Raw genomic sequence first — 18786 nt, 5'->3', positions numbered from 1 at the left:
TCATGTGCGGCATCATCGGAATCGCCGGCTCCACCGACGTGGCGGCCGCCCTGTACGACGCGCTGACGGTGCTTCAGCACCGCGGCCAGGACGCGGCCGGCATCGCCACGCTCGACGGCAGCCGGCTGCGCCTGCACAAGGGCAACGGACTGGTGAAGGAGGTCTTCGACGAGCGCGCGATGGAGCTGCTGGCGGGCAAGGTTGGCATCGGCCATTGCCGCTATCCGACGGCCGGCTCCGAGGGCAGCGACGAGGCCCAGCCTTTCTATGTCAATTCGCCCTACGGCATCGCGCTGGCGCACAACGGCAACCTGATCAACACCGACGCGCTGCGGCGCATGGTGTTCGAGCAGGACAAGCGCAACATCAACACCGAGTCGGACTCCGAAGTGCTGCTCAATGTGTTCGCGCATGAGCTGCAGGCGCAGGGCCGGCTCGACCCGCAGGCCGCCGCGGCGGCCGTGGCCGGCGTGCATCGCCGCTGCAGCGGCGGTTACGCGGCGGTGGCGATGGTGCTGGGCCTGGGCCTGGTGGCCTTCCGCGACCCGCACGGCATTCGTCCGCTGGTGCTGGGCCGGCGCGAGCGCGATGGCCGCCCCGAGTACGCGGTGGCCTCGGAATCGGTCGCGCTCGATATCCTGGGCTTCGTGCGGGTGCGTGATGTGTTGCCGGGCGAAGCCGTGGTGATTACGCCCGATGGCGAGCTGTATGCCGAAGCCATCGTGCAGGAGCAGCCGCATGCCCCCTGCATCTTCGAGTTCGTGTACTTCGCGCGCCCCGACTCGATGATCGAGAACATCTCGGTGCACAAGGCGCGCATGCGCATGGGCGTGACCCTGGGCCAGAAGATCCTGCGCCTGCGTCCCGACCACGACATCGACACCGTGATCCCGATCCCCGACACTTCGCGCGACGCCGCGCTGGAAATCGCCAATGTGCTGGGCGTGAAGTATCGCGAGGGGTTCATCAAGAACCGCTACGTCGGCCGCACCTTCATCATGCCGGGGCAGGGTGAGCGGGTGAAGTCGGTGCGCCGCAAGCTCAACCCGATCCCGTTGGAGTTCAAGGGTCGCGTGGTGCTGCTGGTGGATGATTCGATCGTGCGTGGCACCACCAGCCAGCAGATCGTGCAGATGGCGCGCGACGCTGGCGCCAAGAAGGTTTACCTGGCTTCCGCGGCGCCGCCGGTGCGCTACCCGAACATCTACGGTATCGACATGCCTTCGGTCGAGGAGTTGGTCGCGCACGGGCGCACCGAGGACGAGATCGAGAAGGTGCTGGGCTGCGACTGGCTGATCTACCAGGACCTGGCCGACCTGGAGGCGGCGGTCGCCGGCCCCAAGTTCCCGGGCCGCAAGTTCGACAGCTCCTGCTTCAGCGGCGAGTACGTCACCGGCATCGAGCCGGGCTACTTTGAACGTATCCAGCAGCTGCGTTCCGACGAAGCGAAGCGGAAGCGGCGCAGCGTTTAAGCCTGTGCAGCATCCGACGATTCAATGATGCGATCCCTGCACGACGTCGCCCTCGAATGCCTGATGGCATGCCAGCCGGCGGAGAAGCTGCGCCTTACGCACGACGCCGCGGTCGCGTTCCGGGCCGGGCGGCTGGCGATTTCGGACGATGCATCGGTGCCGGAGGCGATTCCGGTGCCGGGCCGGCCCGACGCGCCGCAGCTGGTGTCGCCGCGGGAAGTGCCGCAGCGCGGGCTGGGCAGCGAGGCCGGGCGCGGTGCTTTCCTGCACGCCATCGCGCACATCGAGTTCAACGCGATCAACCTGGCCTGGGATGCGGTGTATCGGTTCCGCGGTATGCCGGCGGACTTCTACGCCGACTGGGTCGGCGTGGCCGAGGACGAGGCGCGCCACTTCGCCTTGCTGTCCGAACGCCTGGCTGCGCTGGACACCGCCTATGGCGATCATCTCGCGCACAACGGCCTGTGGGAGATGGCCGTGGCCACCGCCGACAGTTGCCTGCGGCGCATGGCGCTGGTGCCGCGCGTGCTCGAGGCGCGTGGCCTGGACGTGACGCCGGGCATCATTACGCGGCTACGGCTCAATCGCGACGAGGCGTCGGCCGCGGTGCTGGAAGTGATCCTGCGCGAAGAGGTGGCCCACGTGGCCGCGGGCACGCGCTGGTTCCACTGGTGCTGCGAGCGCGAGGGGCTGGCGCCGGGGCGCGAATTCATCCGGCTGGTGCGCGAAGTGGCACGCGGCTCGCTGCGCGGCCCCTTCAATCGTCCGGCCCGGCATGCCGCCGGCTTCGACGACTACGAAATGACCGAACTCGAAGCCATGGAGCCCGCCAAATGAAGCGAATGATGACGGCCGTCCTGCTGCTTTTGGTTGCGTGCCAGCCGCAGCCGGTTGACCCGGCGTTTGACGAAACCGCGGGCGCTGAACTTTTGGTGGCTTATGAAGCCGCGCGTACGGCGGGCGACTTCGAGATCGCCGAAGCCCGCGGCGACGAGCTGCGCCAGCGGCACGGCGAGACCCAGGCCGCTACGACCATGCGCAGCACGCTCGGCGAAGTGCGCGTTCAGGCCGAGCAGATGCGCGAGCGCCGCCGCCTGATCGGGCTTTGGGAGTACCAGAGCATCCCCGCCGCCGGTGGCATCCAGCACACGGCGGCGCTCTACAGCCGGGTCGAGACCTATTCGGGCGAGGTGGCGGCCGCTTCGCCCGACGCCCGCCTGATTCTGCGAAGGCACCCGGAATGGGGCGAGAGTGCCTACCTGGTCCTGAACCAGCAGAAGCTCGGCTGTGGCCCGCCCTGCGTGATCCAGATCCGATTCGACGAGGGCGAGCCTGAGCGGTTTACCGGCGATCCGGCCGACACCGGCACCGGGCCCGCTGTGTTCATCGAGGAGCGCGACCGCTTCCTTGCGGCGATGACGCAAGCCACGCGCGTTCGCATCGAACTGCCTCGCTCGGGCCACCTGGTGCCCGCCTTTGAATTCGAAGTGGCTGGCTTCCTGCCGGCCCGGCACCTGGCTGAGTAAGCCGGCTGCCTCACTCACATGCGCTCGAAGGCGATCCGGCTCAGGCTTTCCACGCCTGCTTCGAGCTCTTCCTTGGTCATCGGCAGGGGCTGGTTGAAGACGAACAACACCAGCCCAACGCTGAGGGACTGGCCCTTGTCGTTGAGCGCGATGATCTGGGCGCCGCCGTTCACTGCGAATGCCTCTTTGCCCAATGCCAGCGGCTCCATGCTGACGCTGGACTGGTCGGCATAGCCGTCCCGCCGCGCCAGATAGCTGGCTTCGTTGCCTACCTGGATAATAAGTTCGCTTTCGGAGACTTCGGCCAGGCTGTAGGTGCAGCTGCCGCCTCGGCCGCCCCGGCCGCTGGCCCTGGCGACGGTCAATTTTCCGCCGAAGGCGGCACTGACTTCCTCCGAGGTGAGCAGGTCGCAGTCGCCTTGGTCGACCGGTGCGGCGGGCGGAGCTACGGAGGCTTCGGCTTCAGGCATTGATTCGGAAGCGTTGGCGTATTCCGCCTCGTCGGTGGCGGCGTCGGACGCGGGGCCGGGTGAGCAGGCGGCGAGCGAAAGCAAGGTGATCGCGGCCAAGGCAATGGGAAGCTTCATCGTGTTTTCCTTTTTGGCTTGTCAGGGGGGTGTGCGGGCCGCATCGCGGCATCGTTGGCGGTATTCCGGCGGCGCGGAAGGATTGGCGTCCAGCTGCTCTGCGAATTGGCGCAGCGCCATGCCTGTCTCGTCGTTCGCCTGGATCGCGTAGCGGGCCTCGGCGCGAAGGCAGCCGATAATCGCGTGTGCGTAGTGGGTTTCCGGCAGCGCATCCTGCAGCTCAGCGGCGGCCAAGTCGGCCGATGATTGAGCTAGCGTCGGCTCACCCGACTGCAGGTGCACCAGCGCCAGCGTGATGTGTGGGAATGCGCGTTGGGGGTGACCCTGGGCCAGGTGCAGGTTGAAGATGCGGCTGGCTTCGTGCAAGGCATCGACCGCGGCCGCGTGGTCACCGGTCTTTGCCAGCGATGCCCCCAGGTTCTGGAGGTTGCGGCCGATTTCGATGCTGTCGGTATTGCCGGCCTCGCGTCGCAGGTCGAGCAGGAGCCGCAACTCGACTTGCTCGGCCTCCCGTCGCCCGGCTTCTCCCAACGCAATCGCGAGGTTGTTGCGTAGGGACAGGACCGTAGCACTGGCGGGCAAGTCCCAAAGCAGTTGGATGTCCAGCGCTCGGCGCATCGCGGCTTCGGCTTCGTCGGCTCGCCCCACCATTCCCAGCGCTTTGGCGTGGCTCGACAGAATCGCGGCGAGCCGGGCGTGAGTGGGCCCCAGGTCGGCAGTCGCCTTGTCCAGTGCCAGGCTGGACGCGGCCACGGCGGCCTCGCCATCGCCCAGGGATGTCATCGCCCCCGACAGCTGCAGCCGGGCTTCCGCCTCGGCGATGGGCGAGGCATTGCCCGGGACGGCCAGCAGTCCGATCAATTGGTGCATGCGTTCTGCCCGGGCTTGGTGCTCGCCCCAGGCGCCCAGCACGGTGCCGGCATCAAGCAGTACGGCGACCGCGATACCGGGCGCCGCAACCGTCATGGGCTCCAGGGGAGCCAGCGCGGCGTCGAGCAGTGCGCGGGCCTCTTCATTCTTGCCGCGGAAGGCCAGCAGTGAAGCCAGCTCCGCCTGCACGCCGGCCTTGGCGAACGAGGCCGGATCACCGGCCTGCTCATGCAGGGCGATCGCGTCGCGCAGCACGCGCTCGGCGTCGTCGTCTCGGCCTGAACGCGTATAGAGCTGGGCGATGCTCTCGAATACAGCGGCCTGCACGCCGGGTGATTCCGCCAGTGCCCGGCGTGCATCCGCCTCGACGTGAGGAAGCCAGCGCCTGGCAATCAATTGTTCGGCGGCCGGTCGGCCCTGAAGGAGCGGGTCCGACTGCTGGAACACGTCGAGGAGAAAGGCTCTGGCTTGTTGCGCATTGAGGGCTTCGCGCGCCACGGCCTGGCGTTCGCGTTCCAGGCGCTGGTTTTGTACTTGCATCGTCGCGCCCCAACCCAGCACGGCTGCCAGAAAAAGCAGCGAAGCCGCAGAGGCAACACGATTGCTTCGCACGAACCGCCAGATGGCCGAGTAGAGACTCTCGCGGCGAACGCTGGTGGGCTGGCCGCGCAGGTGACAGCGAATATCGGCCGCCATGGCCTGCACGGTGGCGTAGCGGTCGCAGGGCTGGCTGGCCGTCGCACGGGCAATGATCGCGTCGAGGTCGCCGCGCAGCTGCCCGGCGCGCTGCCGGCCATCGCCCTTGAGCGAGATCGCCACGGTGCTGGCGCTGGGCAAGCGTCGCGTTGCCAGGTCCTGGGCGCTGGCCCAGTGCTTCCATGGCGGCTGCCCGACGATGAGTTCGAACAGCATCAGGCCCAATTGATACACGTCAATGGCGGTACTGATGGCGCCGCCGCCCAGCTGTTCGGGGGCGGCGTATTCGGGCGTCATCGGCAGTTGGCCGATCCGGGTGGTGGGGCCGTTCTTTTCCTCTTCCACCAGCTTGGCGATGCCGAAGTCGAGCAAGCGGACGCGTCCCTCGTCGTCCACGAGCACGTTCGATGGCTTGATGTCCCGGTGCACCACCAGCCGCGAATGGGCGTGTTGCACTGCGTCGGCCAGCTGAAGGAAAAGATCAAGCCGTGCCGGCGTCGAAAGCGCAAGCCGTTCGCAATAACGATGGATGGATTCGCCCTGGACGAACTCGGTGACCAGGAAGGGCAGGTCGTCGTCGGTCGTTCCCGCGTCGATCAGGCGCGCGATGCCCGCATGCTCGAGGCTCGCGAGGATGCGGCGCTCGTCGTGGAACCGCGCCAGCATTTCACTGCCGCCGACGGACAGCACCTTGATGGCGACCAGGCGTTGCCAGTCGGCGTGCTGCTGTTCGGCAAGATAGACCCGGGCCATGCCGCCTTCGCCGAGCAGCCGCTGGATGCGGTATTCACCCAGTTGGCTGCCGGGCACCAACAACGAAACATCGGCTAGCGGCATCAGCTCAGCCAGCAGCAGGTCGCGGTGCTCCAGCGGGCTATCCGCGCTGTTGCTGGCGGCGAGCAGTTCGAGTACGCGGGTCTGGATATGGGGTTCCGTGGCACATTCGCGCGACAGCCATGCTTCGCGGTCGGCGCCGGGCAGGTCCAGGCAGGCGGAAAAAACGCCGTCTACCCGGCGCCACTGAATGTCCCGATCGTCGGACGTAGCGGTCATGGCTCAGTCGCCCAGGGCCAGCAGCAGGTAGGCGCGGGCGCGTACCCAGTCGCGTTCGATGCTGCGTTCCGACCGGTTCAGCGCCAGCGCCGTTTCCGCCACGTTGAGCCCCGCAAAAAACCGGCATTCGACCACCCGCGCCAGCAGCGGGTCGTGCTTCTCCAGGCTCGAAAGCGCGGCGTCCAACTCGAGCAGGGTGCTGCGCGCCACGGGGTCGTCCTGCACCAGCTCACAGTCGGTCAGATGCACTGCGCCGCCGCCGCGTTTCACGGCCAGCCGTCGCCTGGCCTTGTCCACCAGCAGCTGTCGCATGGCCCGGGATGCGACCGCAAGGAAGTGCGCGCGGTCTCCCCAGTATTGGCCGCCGTTGCCGGCAAGTCGCAAATAGGCTTCGTGCACCATCGTGGTGGGGCTGGCGGTGACGCCCGATCCCCATTGGGCGATGTGCCTGCGGGCGATGCGGCGAAGTTGGGCGTATATCTGCTCGTCCAGCGACGCCGACACGGGCCCGGTGTCATTCCCGGGCGTGTCATCGTCCAGTGCGTGGGTCATCACGACTCCGGCAGTGAGGCCACGTTCGAGTGTACGACAGGTCCTGGCCAGGCTGGACATCACGCTAGGGGCTGCTCCAAGTAATGGCAAACAGTGGGTCGCCTTTCGGAGGCTCGGCTTGGTTACGTTATTCCCGATGGAAACCCGCCACTCCTGTTTCTGTGGCGGCATGTCGCGCCCGAATGCGTATGCTGCAGGAAATCAATCAGGGAGTAGGCGCATGCGCTTTGGACTTGTTGGCCTTGTACTGGGCACCGTGCTGGTGGCGGGCTGCGGCGAAGCTGAGGTCGCGCCGCCGGCTAGCGATTCGGCGGAAGTGATGCGGCAGGCCGTCGCTCGGGCCGCGGAGCGCAAGGCCAGCTCCCCGGCAACGGCGCCCAAGGGTGCCACGCTCAAGACGGCGCTTCCGGGCGACGTGATGCCCGAATTCGACTACGCCGTGGGCTCCGACTTCAGCTCCAAAGTGCGCAACACCCAGCGCATCGTGATGCTCCGGGCGCGCGGGATCAGCGCGCAGGACGCGCTGACGTCCCTGGCCGGCCAATTCACGGCGGCCGGACTCGAGTCGGGCGACGCGGGCGCCAACGAGGCGACGCTGTTGCAGGGCTTCTGGACGCCAGGCGAGGGGCGCGGCCTGATGGTGGTCGATGCGGGCGGCACCCACGTGCAGGTCATGGCCAGGGACTTTGAAGCCAGTTCGGAATCGGCGGGCGAGGGCTACTCGGCCTTGGTCACCGTAACCGTGAACTCACCCTGAGGCGAACGCCAGCAGCTGCATGCCGTCGGCGCTGACCCGCAGCACGCTGCCCTGTTCGTACCAGTCGCCCAGCACCACCCGTGTGGCGGTGCGCTCGCCAACCGTGAGTGAGTGAACGGCCGGGCGGTGGGTGTGGCCATGGATCAGCCGCGTTACGCCGTATTGCGACATCACGGCGGCCACGGTGGCGGGATGGGTGTCGGTGATGGCGCGCGATACTCCCGCCTGGTGCTCGACACTGGCTTCGCGCGCTTTGGCGGCGAAGGCCTGTCGCGCCGCCAGCGGCTGCGCCAGGAACTGGGCCTGCCAATTCGGGTCGCGTACCTGGCGCCGGAACGCCTGATAGGCGACATCGTCACTGCACAGCAGGTCACCGTGCATCAGCAGGGTCGGCTGACCCTGCAGGTCGACCAGGCAGGGGTCGGGCAGCAGGGTGGCGCTGCAGCGTGCGGCGATGTCGGGGCCAAACAAAAAGTCCCGGTTCCCACGCATCAGGAAAACCGGCACGCCGCTTTCGGCCAGCGCCCGCAGGCCGGCGCAGACGCTGGCGCCGGGCTCGCCCGGGTCATCGTCGCCGACCCAGGCTTCGAACAGATCGCCCAGTACGTAAAGCGCTTCGGCCTGACGCGCCTCGCCGGCCAGGAAGTCCAGGAACAGCCGGGTGATGGCCGGGCGCGCCTGATCCAGATGCAGGTCGGAAACGAACAGGACCGTCATGGTGTCGCCGGCTCGGGCTCGGCGGCGGTGACGGGCGGCAGCGGATCGAGCACCTGCACGCGCTCGATCACCACCGGCACGTCCGGGACCCAGGCCGCGAACGGTCCCTGGGCGCCGGTCGGTACGGCCGCGATCCGGTCGATCACGTCCAGCCCCTGAAGGACGCGCCCGAACACCGCGTAACCGGCCGTGTAGGGATCGTCGGCAGCGGTCTGGTCGAGCTTGGGATTGTCGGCGAGATTGAAGAAAAACTGCGCCGTGGCGGAATCAAGCACGCCGCGATCACGGGCCGCGGCGATCGTGCCGCGGCGGTTGGACAAGCCATTGCCGCCCTCGTGACGCACCGGCGCGCGGCTCGGTTTTTGCTGAAGGTCGGGGGTGAAGGCTCCAGCCTGCACCAGCAGCCCCGGGACGACGCGGTGGAATACGGTGCCGTTGTAGTGGCCATCGCGGACGTAGCCCAGGAAGTTCTCGACGGTGTCGGGCGCGGCCGCCGCGTCGAGTTCCAGGGTGATCTCGCCCAGGCCAGTGACCATCAGCACCCGGATCGGCGCCGCGGCCGTTGCCGGCGCCGGCGCGGGGGGCACGGGCAACGCGGCGGCAGTGAGCGGCACCAGCAAGAGGCCGGCCAGCAGCAGGGCGATAGCAGGGGGAAGACGAAAGGGCATGGGCATCAGGGCATCGGGTCTACCCGCATCGTAGCGCAGCCCCTGTAGGAGGGCCTTCAGGATGATGGGGAGTGGGGGGTGGCTGGGAATTGGCGTAAAATCCGAGGCTTCCCGCACCCGAGCCTGGCCTGATGACCTGCCGTACCCGCTTCGCCCCCAGCCCGACCGGCTTCCTGCATATCGGCGGTGCCCGCACCGCGCTTTATTGCTACCTGGAGGCGCGCCGCCGGGGGGGGCAGTTCATTCTGCGGGTTGAGGACACCGATCAGGAGCGCAGCACCCAGGCCGCGATCGACGCGATCCTGGAGGCCATGGACTGGCTGGGCCTGGAATATGACGAAGGCCCGATCTTCCAGACCGCTCGTCTGGACCGCTACCGCGAGGTGGCCGAGCAGATGGTCGCTGCGGGCACCGCCTACTACGCTTACGAAACCAAGGAAGCGCTCGAGGCGATGCGCGAGACGGCGATGGCTGCCCAGCTCAAGCCGCGCTACAACGGCCACTATCGCGATCGCAACGAGCCCTTCCGCGACGATCCCAATCGCGTGATCCGGTTCAAGAATCCGATCGGCGGCACCGTGGTGTTCGACGACAAGATCAAGGGCCGCATCGAGTGGAGCAATGACGAGCTCGACGATCTGGTGATCTTCCGCTCCGACGGCTACCCGACCTACAACTTCGCCGTGGTGGTTGATGACCTGGACATGGGTATCACCGACGTCATCCGTGGCGACGACCACGTCAACAACACGCCGCGCCAGATCAATATCTACAAAGCCCTTGGCGCCACGGTGCCGCACTTCGCGCACATGCCGATGATCCTCGATCCGGAGGGCGCCAAGCTGTCCAAGCGCTCGGGCGCGGCCAACGTGATGTCATACAAGGAGGCGGGCTACCTGCCGCATGCGCTGGTGAACTATCTGGCCCGGCTGGGCTGGTCGCATGGCGACCAGGAAATCTTCAGCACGGCGGAGCTCAAGCAGCTGTTCGCCATCGAGAACGTGAACCAGAAGGCGTCGCGACTGGACCCGGCCAAGCTCGGCTGGCTCAACCAGCACTATCTCAAGACCGATGCCCCTGAGGACGTTGCCACCCACCTCGTTCCGCAGTTGCTCGCCCGCGGCTACGACCTGGCCAAAGGCCCCCGGCCGGCCGACGTGGTGGTGGCCCTGCGCGATCGTGTGCAGACGCTGCAGGAAATGGCCGAGCGCGCCCACGTCTGGTACTGCCCGCTGGAGCAATACGACGACGCGGCGGTCGCCAAGCACCTGGTCGCGGCCGCGCGGGGTCCGTTGACGACGGTGCGTGAAGGCCTCGCGGCGCTCGCCGCTTGGTCGCCGGAAGCCGTGCATGGGGTGCTGCAGGCCAGTTCGGAGGCCTTGGGCCTGGGCCTGGGCAAGATCGCCCAGCCGCTGCGCGTGGCGATTACCGGCACCCAGGTCAGTCCATCGATTGACTACACGGTTTTCCTGGCGGGACAGGCGCAGTCGCTGGTGCGCATTGACGCCGCGCTGGCGCGTATCCCCGCCTGAACCGCACCTGCCACGAGGCCGTGCGCGAATTGATTTCATGCCGGACAGAGGCCACCCTAGCGACATGTCCAACGCCGCCCACGAGCACGACTGCACCAGCCCCGAGCATCATGTCCATGATGCCGGCGGCTACATGCAGGCGGTCGAACAGGCCTGCGAAGAGCGCGGTCTGCGGCTGACGCCGCTCCGGGCCCAGGTGCTGGGCCTGATCGCCGAGGCCGGGCGCCCCGTTAAGGCCTACGACCTGCTCGACTCCATGAAGCTGCTCAACGGCACCAGCGCACCGCCGACGGTGTACCGCGCGCTCGACTTCCTGCTCGAGCAGGGCTTTATCCACCGCCTGGCCTCGATGAATGCCTTCGTTGGCTGCCACCATCCGCACGAGCGTCACTCGGTTCCCTTTCTGATCTGCGACGGCTGTCATTCGGCCATCGAGCTCGAGGACGAACGCGTGACCCATCTGCTAGACAGCCAGGCCAAGGCCATGGGCTTCGCGCCCCGCGCTCAAACTCTCGAGGTACACGGCCTGTGCGCCAGTTGCTCTGCGGCGTAAGCCGTTCCCTGTTGGCGACCGCGCTGGCCCTGGCCGCGGCGGGTGCCTTTGCGCAGGACTATCCGATTGACCCGCCCGGCACCGATCCGGGCGCCGGCCCGACGCCGCCCGCCGGTATCGCGCTGCCCGAACTGCTGGCGCCGCCGCCCGAACTGGTGACGCCGCTGGCCCTGCTCGATCGCCTGGTCGTGCCGGGCACCCGACTGCAGCTTGAATGGCGCCCCGGCGGCGGCATCAGCAGCGCCGAGATTCCCAGCCCGGTGATCGTTGCCCGCGGCGCCAAGCCCGGACCGGTGCTTTGCCTGGTGGCCGGCACCCATGGCGACGAAATCAACGGCGTCGAGATCGTTCGCCGCCTCTCGCATGGCGTCGACCCCACGCGACTGTCCGGCACCGTCATCGGCGTGCCGATCGTCAATGTCTTCGGCTACTCGCGCGGCAGCCGCTACTTGCCTGACCGCCGCGACCTGAACCGGCATTTCCCAGGCAGCCGCACCGGTTCGATCGCATCGCGCATCGCCAACTCGTTCTTCCAGGAAATCGTTAAACACTGCGATGTTTTGGTTGATTTCCACACCGGCTCGTTCGATCGCAGCAACCTGCCGCAGGTGCGCGCCGACCTGACCAATCCCGACGTGCTCGAGTTCACCCGCGGCTTCGGCGCCACCGTGGTGCTGCACAGCACCGGCAACCGCGGCATGCTCCGCGTCGCCGCCACCCGCGTGGGCATTCCGGCCGTGACGTTCGAGGCCGGCGCGCCGACCCGGCTCGAGCCGGCCGAGATATCCCAGGCCGTGGCCGCCATCGAGCGGCTGATGATCAAGCTGGGCATGCGCGAAGACCCGAGCGTGGGCCTGCCCATGCCCGGTGGCATGCAGGTGATCACGCCGGAGGCTCCGGAGCCGGCGCCGATCTTCCTGGACTCGCGTTGGGTGCGCGCCAACTCCGGCGGCCTGTTGATCAGCGACGTGTCGCTGGGGCAGCGCGTGCTGGCGGGTCAGCGCCTGGGCAAGGTCATCGATCCGGTCAGCAATGTCGAGCGCTACGTCCTGGCGCCGGTGCCGGGCCGGGTAATCGGCATGGCTCAAAACCAGGCCGTGCTGCCCGGCTACGCCGCCTTCCATCTTGGTACCGAAACCAGCGAGCAGCACGCGGTCGAGGAAGCCGCCGCGCCGGGGCCGACGCCCGCAGAAGCGGTGGCAGAAGATCCCGAGGACCGGCCCGAGGCCGCGGACATCGAGGACGGCGAGGACTACGAATAGTCCTCGCCGCGGTTCAGGTCAGAAGCTCACGCGCAGTCCGACCGCGATGTTCCTTCCCGCCAGCGGCGCAACATCCTTGAGATAGGACGTGTGCGCGCGAGCCTCTTCGTCGCCAAGATTGCGTCCTTCGACGAAGGCTTCCCAACCGGCGCTGCCGACGTCCCAGTGGTATGTCAGGCCGGCATCGAACAGGGTGTAGCCGTCCGTGCTCGATTCCGTCGCGGCCACGTCGTCCTGGGCAGCAACGCGCAGGGCGCCAACGCGGGCGCGCCAGCCGCCGCGCGTCCACACCAGGTCGGCGCCCACGCGCGAAGGCGCGATCCGCGGCAGGCGACCGCCGGCGTCGAGCTTGGCGCCCACGGCGTCGGCGAACACCCGCAGGGTCCACAGGCCGCTGGCGTTTTCCAGCACGTCCATCAAGCCTTCGGCTTCCCAGCCGGTGAATGTGGCGTCGCCCTGCACCCAGGCGCGGACCGGCAATTCGTCAAGTTCGGTGCCGGTGTCAGTCAGATAGACGAAGTCGTCAAAACGCGTGCGATAGACCGAGATACTTCCCTCGAATCGCCCGGTGTGCAGGTGCAGGCCGAGCTCGCCGCTCAGCGCCGTTTCCTTGTCCAGCCTGGCGTCGCCCAGTTCGTAGCTCTGGGTGGCGATATGCGGGCCGTCCGAGAACAGTTCCTCGGCGGTCGGAGCGCGCTCGGCGCGATCGATATTCGCACTCAGGTGCATGAGTTCGCTGAAGCGCCAAAGCACGCCGACGGCGAGGCTAGTGGCGTTCTGGTCGACGGTCGGCAAGTTACCGGCGGGGTCGATGCTTACGCGGTCATGACGCGCGCCGAGCTCCAGCTTCAAGTCGCCGAAATCGCGCTCCTGCACCGTGAAAAAGCCCAGGTCGCTGCTGATCGAAGGCGGCACGAAGGCTTCATCGCCAAGCGCGGAGAAGTCGCGGTAGCCGTACTGCAGGCCGTAAGCGCTGCGCCAGCCGGCCATTTCCTGCGGTACGAGCTCAAGCCTGGCCTCGGTGCCGGTGTTCTCGAATATCGTGCCGACCTCGTCGCCCTCGAACTCGGTGTGCTCGTAGCTGCTGCGCGTGAGTCGGTAGTTCACTTCTTTCAGCGGGCCAACATCGCGGATGCCGCCACGCATGTCGAAGCGATCCTGACGCAGGTCCAGCCGAACGATCTCTTCCTCTTCGCCGCCCTCGCCGGCGTGGTCTTCGCCGGCCTCCTCGTGGGCATGTGCGCCCGGCGGAATGCCGTAGTTGCTTCGGTAGGTGCTGGCGGAGGCGCCGAGCCAGCTGCTTTCGCCAAACCAGCTGGCGCCGATCGCGCCGCCTTGTGTGGTCAGGGCGCTATTGGGCAGGCGATTGCGCGCCAAGTCTTCGGGTGATGCGCCTTCCTCGAGTTCTTCGGCGACCAGCGCGGACGCGAAGGCGAAGCCGGGAATGCGGACGTCATCGGCCTCGCGACGGAACCCGTCGGCATGCAGGGTCCACGGGCCGGCGTCGGCGTCGAGCCGGAACATCGCCGTGGTTTCGTCCGCGGCGCTGCCCTGGCGCACTTCGGCGCGGCCGGAAACGTCGCGACCCACGCGGCGGGTCGGAACGCGGCCGTCCACCACGTTCACCGCGCCGCCAATGGCGCCACTGCCGTAGAGCAGCGTGGCCGGGCCCTTGAGCACTTCGATCTGGTCGGCCAGGAAAGGTTCGATGGTGACGGCATGGTCGACGCTGACGGTGGAGACATCGAGCGAACCGGTGCCGCCGCTAAGCACCTGCACCCGCGCGCCGTCCTGGCCGCGAATGATCGGGCGACCGACACCGGCACCGAAGTAGGACGACTGCACGCCGGTCTGGCGCTCCAGCGTTTCACCCAGGGTGCCCGCCTTGCGGGCGTCGAGTTCTTCGCCGGTCAGCACGTCTACCGGACGGGTCAGGTCATCGATGGCGTTGCGCAGCGGCGAGGCGGTGACTTCGACCGCATCGAGCACCCGGGCGGACGCGTGGTCGTGGCGCGCGTCGCGCTCGTCGGCCTGTGCGAACAGCGGCAGAGCGAGGAGAATCGCGGCGGTCAGGGTGGCGTGGCGGGGCATGGTCAGGTCCGGTTGCGTGGTCTTGGGATGGAATGTTATATTGTTTCACCGCAATCGACGCAAGTCCCGGATGCCATGGTCGCCATCGTCAAACGCCGCAAGCTACAGCTGCCGCCATGGGCCGACCGCCTGGGTGCGGTCGGTGCGTTTATTTGCGCCCTGCATTGCGCCCTGATCCCGCTAGCGCTGGCCTTTATTCCCACCCTGGGCCTCGGCCTGGTGGCCTTGCATGGCGCCGAAATCGGCTTCAGCGTCTTGGCCACCGTGCTGGCGATTACCAGCCTGGTGCTGGGCTATCGGAACCATCGCGCCTACCACGCCTGGCTGCTGGTCGCGCCCGGGCTGGCCCTGATCTGGGGTGCGCTGTTGTATGCGCCGCTGCACGCCTCGGGGCTGCCGCATGCGGTGGCGATGACGGTCGGTGGCGTCCTGATCGCCCTGGCGCACCTGGTCAATCTCAGGCTTTCCTACGGCCATACCCACTGATCCGCGCGCCGCTCCTTGGTGGGGGCGGCGCTCGGTGGTAGGCTACGCGACTCAACCGGACACCACTTTCAAGGAATCACCATGGGTAGGGGCGACAAAAAGACCGCCAAGGGCAAGCGTTTCACCGGCAGCCACGGCAATGTGCGCGCGCAGACGAGCAAGAAGCCGACCGCCGGCAAGGCCGCGGCCACGGTGAAAGCCCCGGTCAAGGCGCCGGCTGCCACCAAGGCTCCGGCCAAGAAGGCTCCGGCCAAGAAGGCTGCTGCCGCCGCGAAGTAATTCGCAGCGTCATGGCGGTACCCACGAAGCCCCGCGATCGCGGGGCTTCGTTGTTTCCGTCGCTGCGAATTCTCCATATGGCCTTGCCGAGGCCGCGCCGGCATCATCGGGGCATGAACCCGTTCACACGCCTGTTGGCGATGCTGCTGCTGTTGGTCGCGTGCTGGTCGGCGCAGGTCATGGCCGACAGCTGGCCGCTGGCTGAAATCGCGGTGTATCGATCCGCGAACGCGGGGTTCCGCTTCACCGTGGTCCCGGGCGATCTCGGTGCCGGTGCCCCGGGGCCATCGGGAACCTTGGCGCGGCGAGGGTCCGACGGCCAGTGGGAGACTGTCTGGCTAGCGCCACTCGTGAATTGGTATGCGCCGGTCGAGGTGCTGGTGGCCGACCAGGGTGACTTTGTCGTGACTTTCGACAACTGGGCCAGTCTGGGCATCGGCGATGACGTTGTAGTGATCTACGACGCGCGAGGCAAGGTAGCGGCCTCCCTGGGCCTGGACGATATCTTGCCCACGTCCATCATCGAAGCACTTCCGCGTTCGTCCAGTTCGATCTGGTGGGGCGGGGAGCATCGGTTCGATGCCAGCGGGAAGGAGGTTTTGCTGGCGGTGGCGGTGCCGGGTTCGCCCCGCCTCTCCCGCGCCGACCGTTACTTTCGCGTCCGCGTGAGGCTCGCCACGGGCGAGGTCCAAGTCGTCCGCGACATGGATTGGACGCATGCTCTCGCGGCGTCGGCCAGGGTTCGCGCCAAGCAGCGGCAGGAGCGCGAAGTCTTCGAGCGGCCCCTTCAGTCGCCCGCCGTCGATAGTCGGCGATCATGGCGGCGCTACTCATGGGAAGTCTTCCTGCGGATGGATCCGGATTGGGATGCGGGGCGATTCGAGAGTCTGCTGGTTCGCTTGCCGCCCGACCAGGACTACCTGGGTGACGTGCGTTCGATTCGCGGCCTGCTCGGCTACAGCCGGCCGGGTGGAAGACGCTGGCCCGAATCCCCGCCGCCGCGTTGGCGCGCGCCGGTCACAGCGATGGTCTTCGCCTCGCCGGCGCCTGCTGCCTTGGCCGACGTATTGGTCAATGAAGCCGCGACGCTGGGCGCCGGCAGCCTGTCCGGCTGGCGCGTTTACGTCGTTTGCGAACCGCGCGATGCGGGTCGGCTGCGCATGGCCTTGGCTCGGCTTGGCGCCGACGTCATCGCGGTAGACCCAGACACGCCGATCCCGCAGCGCGCCGAGCGACTGGCGTTGCGCCGCGGATAAACGGAATCAATCGAGAATCCGGCGGCCGGCGACGTGCACCGCATGCACCAGGTCGCCGCCGAGCCAGTAGCAGAGCTCCGCGGGATGCTCGATGTCCCATTGGACGAAGTCGGCGCGCTGGCCGGGCATCAGGCGACCGCGGTCGTGCAGTCCCAGGGCCAGCGCGGCATTCACGGTAGCGCCGCGCAGCGCTTCCTCCGGCGTGAGCCGGAAGTGGGTGCAGGCCAGGCTCATCGCCATGCGCAGCGACTGCAGCGGCGAGGTGCCCGGGTTGAGGTCGGTGGCCACGGCCATCGGCACCGCCTGCGCACGCAGCTGCGCGATCGGCGGCAGCTTGGTTTCACGCAGCACGTGGAAGGCGCCGGGCAACAGCACGGCGACGGTGCCGGCGGTGGCCATCGCGCGCACGGCCTCTTCGCTGCTGTATTCGATGTGGTCGGCGGACAGGCCGCCGAACTCGGCCGCCAGCGCGGCGCCGCCGAGGTCGCTGAGCTGGTCGGCGTGCAGCTTGACCGGCAGGCCGAGCGCGCGCGCGGCTTCGAATACGCGCCGGGTCTGGTCCGGGCTGAAGCCGATGCCTTCGCAGAAAGCATCCACCGCGTCCACCAGGCCCTCTGCCTGCAGGCGCGGCAGCCAGCCGCAGACGGCGTCTATGTAGTCGTCGGCGCGGTCAGCGAACTCCGGCGGCAGGGCATGCGCTGCCAGGTAGGTCGTGCGCACCGTGAGGCCCAAGCTCTCACCCACCTCCCGCGCGACCCGCAGCATCTTGCGCTCGGACTCGAAGTCCAGGCCATAGCCTGACTTGATCTCGAGCGTGGTGACGCCGTCGGCGCGCAGTGCACGGGCGCGGCGCAGGGCGCTGGCCAGGAGCTGTTCCTGCGAGGCGGCGCGGGTGGCGCGCACGGTTGAGACAATGCCGCCGCCCTCGCGTGCGATCTGTTCGTAGCTGGCGCCCTGCAGGCGGCGTTCAAACTCCGGCGCGCGGTCGCCGGCGAACACCAGATGGGTGTGGCAGTCCACCAGGCCGGGCGTGATCCAGCGGTGTTCGGCCGACTCGACCCGGGCGGCCAGGTCGGCGGCCGGGCCGGGCAGTTCGGCGCGCGGGCCGGCGAAGGTGATCAGGCCGTTTTTCCAGGCCAGCGCGGCGTCTTCGATGACGCCCCAGGCGCCGAGATCATCGCGCAGTGTCACCAGTCGGGCGTCTAAAAGCAGTTTGTCCCAGGGTGGGGCGAGCCGGCCGATCATCGGATGGCTCCTTCTTCACGCAGCTGCTCAGGACGGAAGCCGTGCTCGCGGGCGATTTCATCGCTGTGTTGGCCCAGGGTCGGCGGTGCCCGTTCCAGTCGCGGCGGCGAGGCGGACAGATGCAGCGGACTGCCCACCATCGGAATGCCGTCGATCGCGATGCGCATGCCGCCGGCGGTGGCGATCGGATGATCCAGCGCCTGCCGCACGCTGTTGATCGGCGCCGACGGTACGCCCGCTTCCCCGAACAGCGCGAGCCAGTGCGCGGCATCCTCGGTGGCGAAGCGCTCAGCCAGCGCCGCGCACAGCACCTCACGATGCATCACCCGTGTGGCATTGGTGGCAAAGCGCGGATCGTCCAGCCAGTCTTCACGGCCCAGTGCGCGGCAGGCCTTGGACCATAGTTTTTCACTGGCTACGGCCAGCACGAATTCGCGGTCGCGGGCCTTGAAGGCCTGGTAAGGAACGATGCTGGCGTGGGCATTGCCCTGTCGCGGCGAATCGGCACCGGTGAACAGGGTGTTGCTGCCGACGTTGGCCAGCATCGCCAGCTGGCTGTCGAACAGCGAGACGTCGATGCGTTGGCCCTGGCCGGTGCGATGACGCTGCAGCAGGGCCGCCAGGATCGCGGTGGCGGCGTTCTGACCGGTGGCCAGGTCGGCCACCGCGACACCCGCTTTGTAAGCGCCGCCGTCGGCGGGGCCGGTGATCGCCATCATGCCGGCCTCGGCCTGCACCACGTAGTCGTAGCCGGGCAGCTTGGCGCCGGGACCGCTGCGGCCGTAGCCCGAGATCGAGCAGTACACCAGGCGCGGATTGATCGCCGCCATCGCGTCGTAGCCCACGCCCAGGGATTCGGCGCCCCCGGTGCGGAAGTTCTCGACCAGCACGTCGGCCTCGCGCACCAGCGCCTCGAGCAGCGGGCGTGCGGCGGGCGCGCGCAGGTCGATCGCAAGCGAGCGCTTGTTGCGGTTGCAGCAGGCGAAATAGGCCGACATGCCGTCCAGGAAGGGCGGGCCAAGGCCGCGCGTGTCGTCGCCGCCGAAGGACTCGAGCTTGATCACGTCGGCGCCCAGATCGGCCAGGGTCATGCCGCACCAAGGGCCGGCAAGCACCCGCGACAGCTCCAGCACGCGTATTCCGGTCAGGGCATTCATGACCACGGATTGTATGCGCCCCGCGCG

General features: G+C 67.9%; 18 protein-coding genes. 10 read left to right on the top strand and 8 right to left on the bottom strand.

All coding sequences use genetic code 11. The annotated features are described in order from the left end of the window. Positions 1-2: 2 nt before the first annotated feature. Genes purF through ACYVGY_RS05605 form a run of 3 tightly spaced genes read left to right on the top strand, consistent with a single transcriptional unit; the run spans position 3 to position 2998 of the window. Complete coding sequence (purF, locus tag ACYVGY_RS05615) at positions 3-1472, top strand: amidophosphoribosyltransferase (RefSeq protein ID WP_460456488.1); 1470 nt, start codon at positions 3-5, stop codon at positions 1470-1472. 27 nt (positions 1473-1499) lie between these two features. Continuing rightward, entirely contained in the window at positions 1500-2309 is an 810-nt protein-coding gene (locus ACYVGY_RS05610) for a ferritin-like domain-containing protein (protein WP_460456487.1), read from the top strand. Next, entirely contained in the window at positions 2306-2998 is a 693-nt protein-coding gene (locus ACYVGY_RS05605) for a hypothetical protein (protein ID WP_460456486.1), read from the top strand. The genes ACYVGY_RS05610 and ACYVGY_RS05605 overlap by 4 nt, the downstream gene beginning before the upstream one ends. A gap of 14 nt (positions 2999-3012) precedes the next feature. On the opposite strand, the gene ACYVGY_RS05600 is transcribed toward ACYVGY_RS05605, so the two are convergent. The 3 genes from ACYVGY_RS05600 to ACYVGY_RS05590 are packed head-to-tail and all read right to left on the bottom strand — an operon-like array spanning position 3013 to position 6756. After that, positions 3013-3585 carry a hypothetical protein gene (locus tag ACYVGY_RS05600; RefSeq protein WP_460456485.1) on the bottom strand — a complete coding sequence of 191 codons (573 nt, stop codon included), beginning with the start codon at positions 3583-3585 and terminating at the stop codon, positions 3013-3015. Between the two features lie 21 nt (positions 3586-3606). Beyond that, positions 3607-6204 carry a serine/threonine protein kinase gene (locus ACYVGY_RS05595; protein WP_460456484.1) on the bottom strand — a complete coding sequence of 866 codons (2598 nt, stop codon included), beginning with the start codon at positions 6202-6204 and terminating at the stop codon, positions 3607-3609. Between the two features lie 3 nt (positions 6205-6207). Further along, on the bottom strand, positions 6208-6756 hold the full coding sequence (locus ACYVGY_RS05590; RefSeq protein ID WP_460456483.1) for an ECF-type sigma factor: 549 nt from the start codon (positions 6754-6756) through the stop codon (positions 6208-6210). Positions 6757-6976: 220 nt separating this feature from the next. Here ACYVGY_RS05590 and ACYVGY_RS05585 point away from each other — a divergent pair, with 220 nt between their 5' ends. After that, positions 6977-7513 carry a hypothetical protein gene (locus tag ACYVGY_RS05585; protein WP_460456482.1) on the top strand — a complete coding sequence of 179 codons (537 nt, stop codon included), beginning with the start codon at positions 6977-6979 and terminating at the stop codon, positions 7511-7513. Here ACYVGY_RS05585 and lpxH read toward each other — a convergent pair. Together lpxH and ACYVGY_RS05575 are read right to left on the bottom strand one after the other, a co-directional pair. After that, positions 7505-8230, bottom strand: a complete 726-nt coding sequence (lpxH, locus tag ACYVGY_RS05580; RefSeq protein WP_460456481.1) for a UDP-2,3-diacylglucosamine diphosphatase — start codon at positions 8228-8230, stop codon at positions 7505-7507. The genes ACYVGY_RS05585 and lpxH overlap by 9 nt on opposite strands. Continuing rightward, positions 8227-8904, bottom strand: coding sequence for a peptidylprolyl isomerase (locus ACYVGY_RS05575; RefSeq protein ID WP_460456480.1), 678 nt, complete (start codon positions 8902-8904; stop codon positions 8227-8229). The genes lpxH and ACYVGY_RS05575 overlap by 4 nt, the downstream gene beginning before the upstream one ends. Before the next feature lie 125 nt (positions 8905-9029). On the opposite strand from ACYVGY_RS05575, the gene gltX reads away from it, so the two are divergent. From gltX to ACYVGY_RS05560, 3 genes are all read left to right on the top strand, one after another. Then, positions 9030-10430 (top strand): glutamate--tRNA ligase, encoded by a 1401-nt coding sequence (gene gltX / locus ACYVGY_RS05570; RefSeq protein WP_460456479.1) that lies wholly within the window; start codon positions 9030-9032, stop codon positions 10428-10430. Positions 10431-10494: 64 nt separating this feature from the next. Further along, positions 10495-10983 carry a transcriptional repressor gene (locus ACYVGY_RS05565; RefSeq protein ID WP_460456478.1) on the top strand — a complete coding sequence of 163 codons (489 nt, stop codon included), beginning with the start codon at positions 10495-10497 and terminating at the stop codon, positions 10981-10983. Next, on the top strand, positions 10959-12245 hold the full coding sequence (locus ACYVGY_RS05560) for a succinylglutamate desuccinylase/aspartoacylase family protein (RefSeq protein ID WP_460456477.1): 1287 nt from the start codon (positions 10959-10961) through the stop codon (positions 12243-12245). The genes ACYVGY_RS05565 and ACYVGY_RS05560 overlap by 25 nt, the downstream gene beginning before the upstream one ends. 18 nt (positions 12246-12263) lie before the next feature. On the opposite strand, the gene ACYVGY_RS05555 is transcribed toward ACYVGY_RS05560, so the two are convergent. Next, on the bottom strand, positions 12264-14336 hold the full coding sequence (locus tag ACYVGY_RS05555) for a TonB-dependent receptor (RefSeq protein WP_460456476.1): 2073 nt from the start codon (positions 14334-14336) through the stop codon (positions 12264-12266). A gap of 75 nt (positions 14337-14411) precedes the next feature. Between ACYVGY_RS05555 and ACYVGY_RS05550 the strand changes: the two genes are divergently transcribed. The 3 genes from ACYVGY_RS05550 (at position 14412) to ACYVGY_RS05540 (ending at position 16357) form a co-directional block, all read left to right on the top strand. Then, positions 14412-14822: a MerC domain-containing protein gene (locus tag ACYVGY_RS05550; RefSeq protein WP_460456475.1), complete on the top strand. Its 411-nt coding sequence runs from the start codon at positions 14412-14414 to the stop codon at positions 14820-14822. Between the two features lie 81 nt (positions 14823-14903). Then, on the top strand, positions 14904-15101 hold the full coding sequence (locus ACYVGY_RS05545) for a 30S ribosomal protein THX (protein WP_460456474.1): 198 nt from the start codon (positions 14904-14906) through the stop codon (positions 15099-15101). Positions 15102-15214: 113 nt separating this feature from the next. Further along, on the top strand, positions 15215-16357 hold the full coding sequence (locus ACYVGY_RS05540; protein ID WP_460456473.1) for a hypothetical protein: 1143 nt from the start codon (positions 15215-15217) through the stop codon (positions 16355-16357). A 6-nt stretch (positions 16358-16363) separates the two neighbouring features. On the opposite strand, the gene hutI is transcribed toward ACYVGY_RS05540, so the two are convergent. Then, the gene (gene hutI / locus ACYVGY_RS05535) at positions 16364-17602 is read right to left on the bottom strand and encodes an imidazolonepropionase (protein WP_460456472.1); all 1239 of its coding nucleotides are present in this window, start codon (positions 17600-17602) and stop codon (positions 16364-16366) included. Continuing rightward, positions 17599-18759, bottom strand: coding sequence for a CaiB/BaiF CoA transferase family protein (locus ACYVGY_RS05530; RefSeq protein ID WP_460456471.1), 1161 nt, complete (start codon positions 18757-18759; stop codon positions 17599-17601). The genes hutI and ACYVGY_RS05530 overlap by 4 nt, the downstream gene beginning before the upstream one ends. Positions 18760-18786: the final 27 nt, after the last annotated feature.

It is taken from the genome of Arenimonas alkanexedens (assembly GCF_054781355.1).
This window is presented reverse-complemented; position numbering and strand designations above follow the sequence as displayed.